Consider the following 12,373-nt stretch of genomic DNA (forward strand, 5'->3'; position numbering starts at 1 on the left):
ATTGTTGCTCCAGATTGCTGGAGCAACAATAAGTAAATATTTCGATTAGATTAGAAACCGAAGAACAATCTAATTACGCCCAATGCTCCGCCAATTGGACCTAAAACTTTACCAGCAGCATCTGTGCCTTTAGTCACATTAGAACGACTGACAACGACAACATCGTTATGACGTAAGGTAGGATTAGTTTCATCATCGATACCAGAGGCAAGGTCGACCTGAATTTCACGTTTTTCTACAGTACCGTTAGGTTGCAGTCTTACTAATTCTACATCGCTAGTGTCGGCTCTAGTATTGTCAAAGCCTCCTGCAGCCAGGATTGCCTGGTTTAAAGGGGTGTTGGGCTGTACTTCTTGTGCGCCGGGATTTGCCACTTCGCCGACTACATTAACCCTAATAGTATCGCGGGCAAAACTAGCCGTAGCGATTGTTTCCGATTCCTCCTTGGCTAAAGCTTCGGCTTGAGGAATTACAATGCGATCGCCTTCTTGCAGAATCACATCTTGTTGAGTGTCTCCCGTCTGAATTAATTCCCAGAGATCGACGGCGATCACTTTTTCGGAGCCGTCCCAAGTTTTACGGTATATTTGGACGTCTCTAACATTAGCGAGAGGTTTAATTCCTTGAGCTACACCAATAGCTTGAGTGAGTTTGGGAGGTAAAGAAGCATTTACCTCATTGAGGTCGTTATTATTATTGCGGTTTAATTGTTGTGGTTCTACGGTATGAGAACCAGGACGATAGACTTCTCCTACTACTGCTATACTTATTGGCTCGTCTACCTGCAAACCAAAACTAGCTTGAGAGAGTCTAGTTAATTCTGAAGTATTGATTTCTTCTGTGGTAGGAACGAAAACCGTATCCCCGTCTCTCAGAGAGATATCTTGTTTAATTGCTCCTTTAGTCAACAGATCCCAAAGATTGGCATTGTATACTACCTCTCTATCTTTAAGAGTTCTTTTCACTCTCACGTTGCGGACATCGGCAATGGTATTAATTCCCCCTGCTTGCTCGATCATGTCGGTAATGGTGGGAAATTTCTGATTCTCACCCGACAGAGGTACTTCGTAAGAACCAGGATTATCTACTTCTCCCGAAACGGCAATTTTGAGAGGACGAGGAGTAACCAAACCGACGGTGACAATGGGGCGTTTGAGATAGGTGGCATATTTATTGGAAACCGCATCGGAAGTTTCTGCTAAAGTGAGTCCTTGAACGCTAACTCCGCCTACCAATGGTAAATTAATGGTACCGTCTACAGCTACGGGATATTCCCCGCTATACTCTTCTACCTGAAAGATATTGAGAGCAATTACGTCTCCGGCACCCAAAGTATATGCGGTTTCGTCAGTAGCAAATTCTGCACTATCGCTGGCGGTAGCGGGAAGTGTTGGCACATCATCTGTCGATTCGCTAGGATTCAATCTAGGTAAGGGTTTAGAAAAATCACCAATTGGCAATCTTTCAGATTCGGAAGATTCCCTTGAGTTAGGATCTTGTAATTCAAGCGTATCATTCTCTTGAGTCTCTTGCGCGACCACGGGAAAAGCAGCAGTCGCTAGAGTTACTGATAGAGCGATCGCGCCATAACAATTGACTTTTTTTAAAAATAATTGATACCAAACAGATTTAGGATTCATAAAAAAATATCACAATTTGAAAACTACAATTATTGCGACTAAACTATCATTATTATTTCTATTTGTTAAAATGTCGAAAAAGCAAAAGCAGAGGTTCCCTTACTTAGTTGGGTCTAAGTGGACTGCTACTAAAAAAACATGGGGATGGCGGCATTTTCAGGTAGTCGACCGCCAGGATCGGGGTAAATGGGTATTTGCTGAGATGGTTGCCTCCTGCGATGCCCAAACCCGTTTTTGGCTCAATGCCGCACAGCTAAAAGATAAATCTTTGTGGCTTGCCGGCTGGAAAACTCTAGAGGAAATCAATCTACTAGAAGCAGACACTAGTGATAACAACATTTATTCTTGACGTTGCACTCGGGAATAATACTAAATCTCGCTGTACTCCAAAACATATTTACGTATAATTGCTTAGATACTAGCACGCTAGCAAGATGATTACTGTTTTATTTTAGTAAGGGAAATCTATAGTTTTGATGAAGTTTGTTTAAAGTTTCAAACTGTCTGAAAATTAAGGGATGAAGCTAATTTGCTTGAGAGTGAAATAGAAAAATAAAGCTAGCGACTCGTCTTTAAGTCTATAAAAATTGCTATTTGCAAGTTACGAATGAGATGGAAGAAATTCAAGCATTACGGGGAACACGAGATATATTACCAGAAGAAGTGGGCTATTGGCAGTTAATTGAAGATATTGCCCGGAATATATTATCTAAAGCCGTCTATCAAGAAATACGTCCGCCAATTATCGAACAGACTTCATTATTCGAACGGGGTATTGGTGAAGCGACTGATGTGGTTGCCAAGGAAATGTATACTTTTAAAACTCGCGGCGATCGCTCGATTACTTTGCGTCCCGAAGGCACGGCAGGAGTAGTACGGGCTTTTATTAGTAACAAACTATACGCTCGAGGGGGAGTACAGCGCCTTTGGTACGCGGGACCGATGTTTCGCTACGAACGTCCCCAAGCTGGTCGGCAACGGCAGTTTCACCAAATTGGTTTGGAGTTAATTGGCAGTGATTCGCCTCGTGCCGATGTAGAGGTTATTGCTTTGGCTACAGCTATTTTACAGACATTGGGCTTAAAAAATCTCAGATTGGATCTCAATTCTGTCGGTAAGGGAGAAGACCGTCAAAATTATAAAGCAGCTTTAGTTGACTATTTAACTCCCTATCGTAAAGAGCTAGATCGAGATTCTCAAGAGCGTCTAACTCGCAATCCCTTGAGAATTTTAGACAGCAAAGACCCCAAAACTCAAGAAATTGCTCGCAATGCTCCCAAAATAATCGATTGTCTCGGTAGTGAATCGAGAAAGCACTTCGATACAGTTTTGCAACTCTTGAGTGATTTGGAGATTAAATATCGCATCAATCACTGTTTAGTTAGAGGTTTAGATTACTATACCCATACTGCCTTTGAAATTATCTCCGACGAACTGGGAGCACAGGCAACAGTTTGTGGTGGTGGTCGTTACGATGGTTTGGTTGCCGAACTCGGCGGACCCGATACTCAAGCTGTAGGTTGGGCGATTGGCATGGAAAGATTGGTGTTACTCTTACAAAAAAAATTACGGAACGCTCCTAGGGAGTCTCCGGAATTTTATGTAGTTTCTAGAGGCGATCGCGCCGAAGCTCAAGGGTTAATCTTAGCTCATAAATTAAGGGATGCCGGTTTTAGAGTCGAACTAGATTTGAGCGGTAGTGCATTTGGCAAACAGTTTAAACGAGCAGACCGCAGTGGTGCAGTTGCCTGTCTGGTTTTGGGAGAAGCTGAAGCCGAAACTCAAACCGTAAACTTAAAGTGGCTGGCATCGGGAGAACAGCAGTCGATCGCTCAAAACCAATTATTAAACCTAACTGAAGAACTCAATCTTAAAATCTCTCAACTCAAAAACTCTTAACTATTAGCTTGTTTTAAGCTAAGAGCTAAAGTCAATCAGAATTTGTTAAACTAGGGCACGTTCTTAGTTCATCAATACTATTAAGTAATTTATGGGTCTTAATGTTGTCAATTTAGTCGGCCGTGCGGGAGCCGAACCAGAAATCATTCACTTTAACTCGGGCTCGATTTTGTGTAAATTACCTTTAGCGGTAGACCGCCGCAGCCGCAATAGCGATAAACCAGACTGGTTTAACTTAGAAATTTGGGGAAAAACTGCAGAAATAGCGGGAAACTACGTTCGCAAAGGCAAATTGCTCGGAATTCAAGGCTCTTTAAAAATTGATACTTGGGCAGATCGTAATAACAGTAGTATCCAGCGTTCCCGTCCCACGATTAGAGTCGATCGCCTAGAACTTTTGGGCTCGAAAAGCGATAGTGAATCTAATATGGTCAGTGGTTATCCCGAGTAACAGTAACCATGGATGAGGGGAAAATCTTAAATAGAGATCGCTGGTGGTTATGGGGATTTTCTGTCGCTGCCCTGATTATTTATGGATTTAATTTAGGAGAAGTACCACTCAGAGATTGGGATGAAGCAATTGTCGCCAGTGTCGCTCGCAATATTTGGCGATCGCCAGAAAACTCTCATAGTTGGCTTTATCCGACAATCGGTCACCAACGTCCCTACTGGAATAAACCACCTCTAGTTCACTGGTTTATCGCCTATGCTTATAGTTGGTTTGGAGTGAGCGAATGGAGTACGAGATTGTTTCCCGCCCTGCTTTCTGCAATCTCGGTTCCCTTGCTTTACCTCCTCGGTAGGGAAATTTTTATCACCTCTACCGGAGCGATTTGGGCGACTTTAGTTTATTTGACTTTATTACCTATGGTGCGTCACGGAAGACTCGCCATGCTAGATGGGGCGATTGCCTGTTGGTTTATCTTCGCCCTGTGGTGTCTGTTGCGATCGCGTCGTCGTTCTCGGTGGCTATTGGGATTTAGCTTGGCAATTGGTTTGGCTTGTCTGACCAAGGGCATCATGATTGGAGTGTTACTGGGGATAATTGCCATAATCTTTCTGGCTTGGGATAGTCCTAAGTTACTTAGAAGTGGCTACTTTTGGGGCGCATTGGTTTTAGGGACTATACCCTCGGTTGCCTGGTATGGTATGCAATATCTTCACTACGGAGAGCAGTTTCTGGGAATCAACCTAGGAGAAGAGACTTTTAGCCGAATTTGGCAGCCTATAACTAATAATGTTCATCCCCCTTGGTATTATTTACTAGAAATTGCTAAATATACTCTGCCCTGGCTCTTGTTTTTACCGGGAGGAATCAAACTAGCCCTGAGTAATTATCATTCGGCTTGGGCAAAATTGAGTTTAACTTGGGGAGGAGTATATTTACTTGCCGTATCCCTAATGGCTACTAAGCTACCCTGGTATATTATTCCGTTTTATCCCGCTTTTGCTTTACTAGTAGGAGCTAATCTGGCTCGTATTTGGCAGAGTCGCCGGCAAAGTTATCCCCTAGTTTGGAAGATTATCCTGGGTTTTCTAGCAGCCGTCGCTTGGGGAGCTAGTTTATACTACGGTATTATTCGCAGTCCTGGCCATAGGGATTTACAGCTAACTTTGGCAGTAATTGGCTTGAGTTTGACCTTGGCAACGGTATTACTCTGGTACAGTCGTTACTTTATTGTGGCGATCGCTGCTGGTTGGTACCTTGCTTTACTATTATTATTTGACTCCAGCCATTGGGTTTGGGAACTAAACGAAGCCTATCCCGTCAAACCAATTGCCGCTCTCGTGCGACAACATACTCCAGCTCGACAAGTGATTTACACTTCCTATGCTTATTTTCGTCCCTCACTCGATTTTTACAGCGATCGCCAGATAATTCCTCTAAAAGATGCCGAATTAAAAAGACGTTGGCAACAAGAGAAAAAAATTTATTTGTTGGTTGAAGCCGATACAATCTTCCATTTGAATCTAAAATCGGTAAAAAATCTGGGACGTGCTATAACATGGCAATTAATTACTAAAAGCAATTAAAGTAATGGAAACCAGAAGCAAGCGAGAAAAAGATAGCGTCGATGATAGTGATATTTATCGAAACAGCGAACGACTACATCAAAGTTTTTCTCATGTGTTTGAATGTCCTAATACTTTAAGAGCCGAAAAAATCTTACAAAACATAATTGCCCATTCCGTTCCCAATAAAAATGTTTTAGATATTGGCTGTGGTTCTGGTAACAGTTCTTTAGCTCTCATAGAACACAATCCCATATCCGTTTGCGGGATAGATATTTCCGAAAGATTTATCTCTTATGCCAAACAATTCGAACAAGAGAATCAATTGTATTTTACTCTTCATGACATAGCCACGCCAATTGAAGGTAAGTTTGACGTTATTTATGGTAGAGCTATTTTACATCATCTAGACTATCGAGAAGTTGTAGAACGACTTTATCTAGAAAATCTCAACCCTGGTGGCATTATGCTCTTTATGGAACCGTTGGGTTCTAACTTGTTGCTGAGATTGTATTGGCAATTTGCCCAAAAAGTCCATACTCCTGACGAAAAACCATTTATGAGGCATGATTTAGCTTGGCTTTCTCATAGATTCGAGCGTTTTTTTATAATTCCCATTAACTATTTTTCATTTCTTTTTGGAATTTTGTCTTCTAAAGTTTTCGAGCGACCTGACAATTATTTAATGAAAATTTGCGATTTTCTCGATATCAATTTAGCTAAAATTGACTACTTAAAGCCAAATTATAGGCAAGCTATTTTTATTATTAAAAAATAAACAACCCAAAGTAAACTGTGAATCTAAAATATGCTTTAGTACATGAATGGTTAACTCCTCAAGCCACAGGGGGTTCGGAACTAGTCGTTCGAGAAATCTTAAAGCATATCGAAGCCGAGCTCTATGCTCTGGTGGATTTTGAATCGGTTAACCCCAAAAGCTACCTCTACCAACGCTCTATCGGTACTACTTTCTTGCAGCATTTTCCCTTAGCCCGTAATGGAGTGCAAAAATATTTACCTCTATTACCGATAGCAATCGAACAACTGAATTTGAAACAGTACGACGTGATTTTGTCTTCATCTCACGCCGTTGCTAAAGGTATTTTAGTTAGCCCCGAACAATTACATTTATGTTACTGTCATACTCCTATGCGCTATGCTTGGGATTTGACCTTTGACTATTTAGAAGGCGATCGCCTAGGACGAGGAATTCCAGGGATATTTACCAGATACATTTTGCATCGCCTGCGACAGTGGGATGTAGTTTCTGCCAATCGAGTGGATTATTTTATTGCTAACTCCCAACATACAGCCAGGCGTATTTGGCGTTGTTACCGTCGTCGGGCTAAAGTCATCTATCCTCCCGTAGATGTTGCCAGATTTAGCTTTCAAGCTCAAAAAGAGGACTTTTATCTAACTGTTTCTCGGTTGGTCAGCTACAAACGAGTACATCTAATTGTAGAAGCATTCAATCAGCTCGAGAAACCCCTAGTGGTGATCGGTGAAGGTCCCCAGCTCAAGCAAATTCGTAAATTAGCCAATTCTAACGTACGGGTTTTAGGCTGGCAAAGCGATCGGGTAGTCCAAGAATACTTACAAAAAGCCAAAGCTTTCGTTTATGCTGCTTGTGAAGATTTTGGTATTGCTTTGGTAGAAGCTCAAGCTTGTGGAACTCCAGTAATTGCCTATGGTAAAGGAGGTGCTTTAGAAACGGTTAAAGATATTCGTTGCGATCGACGAGGTACGGGTTTATTGTTTTCAAAACAACAGCCAGAAGAATTAATTCGAGCCATTGCAACTTTTGAAGAATTACATACTAAAATCGATCTCGAAAATTGTCGTTTCCAGGCAATGAAGTTTCAACCGACAATTTTTAAACGGTCTTATCTAGAATTTATCGATCGCTGCTATGAAGAGTTTCAACAACGGTCACGGATTACTCCGTTTTTTAAGTCAGAGTAATCCGTGACTTACTCAGATAAAAACAGCTTTCTAGATTTATGATTGAGACAGTGTGGTGTGATGTGAAGGAGTAAGATGACTGCTAACAGCCAACTTATTTCCGTCAAGCTCTTACAAAGTCTAGTTAGAAAAGGTCTACAGCCGCTAATAGGCTTAAATAGATTATCTAGCGTAGCAGTAGCAGCTTGGGACGGAAATTTTGCTAAACGTATGTTTGATATTGTATTTTCTCTGTTCGTGCTAATTTGTTGTTCTCCTCTGTGCTTAATTTTGATGGTACTGATTACAATTAGTTCGTCAGGACCAGTTTTTTATCGACAGCAAAGAATCGGCAAAAATTATCGCTCGTTTAGCTGTATTAAATTTCGCACGATGGTCGATCGCGCTGATTCTCTTTTAGAGACAATGATGATTGATTCACCTCAGATTCGACAAGAATTTGAAGCTGATTTTAAACTGAAACAAGATCCTAGAATTACTAAAATCGGCAAATTTTTACGCCTGACTAGCTTGGATGAATTTCCACAATTTTGGAATGTTTTGAGAGGGGATATGAGTGTAGTCGGACCCCGACCCCTAGTACCTGAAGAACTCTATAAATACGGACGAAAAATCGATACCGTTTTGACCATCAAGCCTGGAATCACCGGACTATGGCAGGTTTCTGGAAGAAATGATATTCCCTATCCCAAACGAGTACAAATCGATGTCTATTATGCGAATAGCCATAACTGGTTGCTAGATCTTTGGATTATCTTTAAAACCATTGGTATAGTTATTTTTCCCAGTAATAATGGTGCTTATTAAGCTGAAATAACTGCGATCGGACTATAGACAACCGCTGCGTTAGACCTAAAGCCGTAGTGTTTTTTCGGCAGCCTTTAGGCGGTCAAGATTCTTTCGCCTTGAAATGAGCAAAGCTGACTTAAGTTAGTAAACATTTTGAAATAATTCCTAATTTGTCTGATGTCTGAGATTTGGCATTGTTAAATTTCGATGCTAAAAATTATTAGTGCGATTGGTGAGTTTTTGAGTTAGCCTCGGCGTTGCCTGTAAAGCTTCGTACTTGGTTATACTACATAAATCCGATAGTAATATCGATCGAATTTTGAAGGCAACTGCAAATACATAAACATATGGCAAAATCTAAAATAGCTCTAATTACGGGTATTACCGGTCAAGATGGCTCTTATTTGAGTGAATTTTTGTTAGATAAAGGCTATGAAGTTCACGGTATTATTCGCCGCACCTCTACTTTCAATACGGATCGCATCGACCATATTTATATCGATCCTCACAGTTCCGATGCCCGACTCTTTCTACACTACGGTGACTTAACTGACGGTACGACTCTACGACGTATTTTAGAAGCAGTGAAACCAGTAGAAATATATAATCTGGGTGCGCAGTCTCACGTGCGAGTAAGTTTTGATTCTCCAGAATACACCGTAGATTCTGTCGGTATGGGTACTTTACGATTATTAGAGGCAATTCGCGATTATCAACAAAGAACCAGAATAGAAGTTAAATTTTATCAGGCAGGTTCTTCGGAAATGTTCGGTAAAGTCAGAGAAGTGCCTCAGAAAATAACTACTCCCTTTTATCCTCGTAGTCCTTACGCCTGTGCTAAAGTCTACGCTCACTGGCAAACGGTAAATTATCGGGAATCTTATAATTTATTTGCCTGCAACGGTATCTTATTCAATCACGAATCTCCCAGGCGCGGTGAAACTTTTGTAACTCGTAAGATTACCAGAGCAGTAGCGCGAATTGTAGAAGGTTCCCAGAAAAAACTTTATTTGGGTAATTTGGACGCAAAAAGAGATTGGGGCTATGCCAAAGACTACGTTAAAGCAATGTGGATGATGCTGCAGCAAGACCAGCCCGATGATTACCTGGTAGCTACAGGAGAAACCCACGAGATTAGAGAATTTTTAGATATTGCTTTTAGTTATGTTGGTTTGGACTGGCACGATTATGTAGCTTTTGACCCGCGCTATTTGCGTCCTGCCGAAGTCGAGCTGCTAATTGGCGATCCGACTCCAACTAAGGAGAAACTCGGTTGGCAACCTTCGGTAACTTTTGAAGAATTGGTACAGCTAATGGTAAATGCCGATTTAATGTCTTTAAATCTAACCATTCCTAACAGCAAACTTGGCGATTATGAAGAAAATGCTCACGTACGACCAAGTTTTGCTCAAATTGTAGATTAAGACCGGTCGAAACCAAAACTGTAGAAGTAATCGAACCAAGATTTAACCATGATGCAAAATTTAAGTGGCAAACGGATTTTAGTTACAGGCGGTGCGGGATTTTTAGGTAAGCAAGTAATCGACCAATTATGTCAGGCTGGAGCTAGTTTAGATAAAATTACCGTACCGCGATCGCGCCAGCTAGATTTGCGTAAGTTAGAAAATTGTCATCAGGCAGCCGCACAACAAGATATTATTATTCACTTGGCGGCTCATGTCGGTGGTATTGGCTTGAATCGCAAAAAACCAGCAGAATTATTTTACGACAATTTGATGATGGGGGCGCAGTTAATTCATGCTGCTTATGAGGCGGGAGTATCGAAATTTGTCTGCGTCGGTACGATTTGCGCCTATCCCAAATTCACTCCCGTTCCTTTTAAGGAGGACAGTCTTTGGGACGGTTATCCAGAAGAAACTAATGCTCCCTACGGTATTGCGAAAAAAGCTTTGCTGGTGCAGCTACAATCCTATCGCCAGCAGTACGGCTTTAAAGGCATCTATTTATTACCAGTAAACTTGTACGGTCCTGAAGATAATTTCAATCCTGGTAGCTCTCATGTAATTCCCGCTTTGATTCGAAAAGTACACCAGGCTAAACAACAAGGAGAAAAACAACTTCCCGTATGGGGTGATGGCAGTCCTACCCGTGAGTTTCTCTATTCTACCGATGCAGCGCGGGGAATTGTCATGGCAACTCAAAAATACGAGGAACCAGAACCAGTTAACCTGGGAACTAATTATGAAATTTCAATTCGCGATTTAGTCGAACTAATTTGCGAGGTGATGGAATTTGAAGGAGAAATTGTCTGGCAAACCGATAAACCCAACGGTCAACCCCGTCGCTGTTTGGATACTCAAAGAGCTAAAGAAAAGTTTGGTTTTGTCGCCCAAACTGAATTACGCCAAGGGTTAAAAAATACCGTTGAGTGGTATCGTCAGCATGGGGAGTAACCAAAACTTGGAGAAAAATTGAATGGAAAAGCGATCGCTGGTAACCAAAGTATTGCTGAAGTCGTATGTCAAACAAAAGTAATTTATATAGTTTAATAAAAGCTTCCCTAATCACACGTCGGTAGGAATAGATTCCATCGGTTACGACTTTTTTCGGAGGGTCGGCTGCAGTTGTTGCCTGCTCAAATAAGTCTCGCTTCGGACTCAGCATCGTGTCCACCAAATTCTCTCTCTCGTCAATCCCTCGGTAAAAATAGCACCATTTTCCTTTCACTTGGATGCGAAAAAGCTAGGCACTTACCCGTCACCTCGAGTAATGCGAAGGATTTTGTCTTTCTCTGGAGGGCAAGTCCCGCGTCCGTCACAATTACTGGTGGTGACGTAAAGTTCGCCGTCTAGACTCATCACTACTTCCCGCAGCCGCCCGAATTCATTTTGGAGGTACACCTCATGACTCTGAACCTGGTAAGGAGAGTCTGGAAAAAAGGTAACACGATGTAAGTGTTCGGCTCCAAGAACGCCGACGATCAGGCTTCCCTGCCACTGCGGAATTGCCTCTCCCGTATAAATAGCGGCTCCCCCTGGAGGCACGGCTAGATCCCAGGTTAGAGAGGGAGGCACTAACCCTTCCTGGTCTTGGCAGCCGTAGATGGGGGGCCAGCCAAGATTAGCCCCAGCACTAGCGACGTTGACCTCATCGTGTCCGCTTCTCCCCAGTTCGCCGCTAGGACCGTGGTCGGTTATCCACAGCGTCGATTCGTCGAACCAGTCGAATCCTTGAGTGTTGCGAATACCGAGAATAAAGGTAGGGTTGTCGGGAAAAGGATTGTCTTGGGGAACTTCGCCATCTGGGGTTAGGCGTAGAATTTTACCAGCCAGACTATCAACATCCTGGGAACTTTGGGGATTTCTGGCATCCCCCGTACCGATGTAGAGCATATCGTCAGGACCGAAGCGCAGGCGACCGCCGTTATGAAACTGGGCTACCGGAATGTTGTCTAAAATCATTTTGTCTGGTGAGGCGCTAAGTCCATCTGGTGAGAGTTCCCACCGCTCGACTTGATTGACGGTAGAACCGTTGCGATCGGCAGTATAGTAGACGTAGAATAGCCGATTCTGTTCAAATTGGGGATGAGGCGCAATGCCCAACAGTCCCCCTTCTCCGCGAGCAGCTACTGGGATGGTCGCAATCGGCTGTTGCTGAAGTTGTCCGTCCCGCACTAGCCGAATTTGTCCGGCTCTTTCCGTCACTAATAGAGCTCCTTCTGGCAGAAAAGCGATTCCCCAGGGGACTTCTAAACCCGATACCACTTCTTCGGCTCTAACGGCAACCTGTCCCTGAGTTCCAAAGCCCTCTTCGACCAGAAGACAGTCGCGTCTCTGGGAAACTGCCCCTTGAGATATTTCCACCTGTCTGATAGGAGCAGGGGCGGGTGAGGAGGAAGAACCGGTCTCGGTAGAATTCAGGTTAGGAGAGGGAGTAGTACAGGCGGTCGCAATCGCAGAACTTAGTAACATTTCTAAAATTATTTTGTATTTCATATTAGCTCAACACTGGTTTTTTCTCATGGTGGCACAAGCTGAAGACAACTCATTCCCAAAACCCCTAAGCTGATAAGCCTTGCCGAAGTCAAAAGCGGAAAAGGCTAGTGACCT

At 42.6% G+C, this 12,373-nt stretch carries 12 protein-coding genes; 9 read left to right on the plus strand and 3 right to left on the minus strand.

Annotated features, from left to right (window positions below):
- Nucleotides 1-50 precede the first annotated feature (50 nt).
- On the minus strand, nucleotides 51-1,640 hold the full coding sequence (locus ACLFKQ_RS07140) for a polysaccharide biosynthesis/export family protein (protein WP_448999132.1): 1,590 nt from the start codon (nucleotides 1,638-1,640) through the stop codon (nucleotides 51-53).
- Between the two features lie 70 nt (nucleotides 1,641-1,710).
- Between ACLFKQ_RS07140 and ACLFKQ_RS07145 the strand changes: the two genes are divergently transcribed.
- The 9 genes from ACLFKQ_RS07145 (at nucleotide 1,711) to ACLFKQ_RS07185 (ending at nucleotide 10,717) form a co-directional block, all read left to right on the plus strand.
- A complete protein-coding gene (locus tag ACLFKQ_RS07145) occupies nucleotides 1,711-1,989 on the plus strand; it encodes a TIGR02450 family Trp-rich protein (protein ID WP_448999133.1) in 279 nt (92 codons plus the stop codon).
- 263 nt (nucleotides 1,990-2,252) lie between these two features.
- Nucleotides 2,253-3,539: a histidine--tRNA ligase gene (gene hisS / locus ACLFKQ_RS07150; RefSeq protein WP_448999134.1), complete on the plus strand. Its 1,287-nt coding sequence runs from the start codon at nucleotides 2,253-2,255 to the stop codon at nucleotides 3,537-3,539.
- Nucleotides 3,540-3,630: 91 nt separating this feature from the next.
- On the plus strand, nucleotides 3,631-3,990 hold the full coding sequence (locus ACLFKQ_RS07155; RefSeq protein WP_448999135.1) for a single-stranded DNA-binding protein: 360 nt from the start codon (nucleotides 3,631-3,633) through the stop codon (nucleotides 3,988-3,990).
- 8 nt (nucleotides 3,991-3,998) lie between these two features.
- Nucleotides 3,999-5,573, plus strand: coding sequence for an ArnT family glycosyltransferase (locus tag ACLFKQ_RS07160; protein ID WP_448999136.1), 1,575 nt, complete (start codon nucleotides 3,999-4,001; stop codon nucleotides 5,571-5,573).
- Between the two features lie 4 nt (nucleotides 5,574-5,577).
- Entirely contained in the window at nucleotides 5,578-6,330 is a 753-nt protein-coding gene (locus ACLFKQ_RS07165; RefSeq protein WP_448999137.1) for a class I SAM-dependent methyltransferase, read from the plus strand.
- 17 nt (nucleotides 6,331-6,347) lie between these two features.
- Nucleotides 6,348-7,514: a glycosyltransferase gene (locus ACLFKQ_RS07170; RefSeq protein WP_448999138.1), complete on the plus strand. Its 1,167-nt coding sequence runs from the start codon at nucleotides 6,348-6,350 to the stop codon at nucleotides 7,512-7,514.
- Nucleotides 7,515-7,589: 75 nt separating this feature from the next.
- Nucleotides 7,590-8,321: a sugar transferase gene (locus ACLFKQ_RS07175; protein WP_448999139.1), complete on the plus strand. Its 732-nt coding sequence runs from the start codon at nucleotides 7,590-7,592 to the stop codon at nucleotides 8,319-8,321.
- A gap of 329 nt (nucleotides 8,322-8,650) precedes the next feature.
- On the plus strand, nucleotides 8,651-9,727 hold the full coding sequence (gene gmd, locus ACLFKQ_RS07180) for a GDP-mannose 4,6-dehydratase (RefSeq protein WP_448999140.1): 1,077 nt from the start codon (nucleotides 8,651-8,653) through the stop codon (nucleotides 9,725-9,727).
- Nucleotides 9,728-9,778: 51 nt separating this feature from the next.
- Nucleotides 9,779-10,717, plus strand: coding sequence for a GDP-L-fucose synthase family protein (locus ACLFKQ_RS07185; RefSeq protein WP_448999475.1), 939 nt, complete (start codon nucleotides 9,779-9,781; stop codon nucleotides 10,715-10,717).
- Here the strand turns inward: ACLFKQ_RS07185 and ACLFKQ_RS07190 are convergent.
- Together ACLFKQ_RS07190 and ACLFKQ_RS07195 are read right to left on the minus strand one after the other, a co-directional pair.
- A complete protein-coding gene (locus ACLFKQ_RS07190; protein WP_448999141.1) occupies nucleotides 10,629-10,991 on the minus strand; it encodes a DDE-type integrase/transposase/recombinase in 363 nt (120 codons plus the stop codon). The two genes, ACLFKQ_RS07185 and ACLFKQ_RS07190, sit on opposite strands and share 89 nt — an antisense overlap.
- Nucleotides 10,992-11,014: 23 nt before the next feature.
- On the minus strand, nucleotides 11,015-12,235 hold the full coding sequence (locus tag ACLFKQ_RS07195; protein WP_448999142.1) for a PQQ-dependent sugar dehydrogenase: 1,221 nt from the start codon (nucleotides 12,233-12,235) through the stop codon (nucleotides 11,015-11,017).
- Between the last annotated feature and the right edge of the window lie 138 nt (nucleotides 12,236-12,373).

The sequence above is a fragment of the Myxosarcina sp. GI1(2024) genome, from assembly GCF_053543375.1.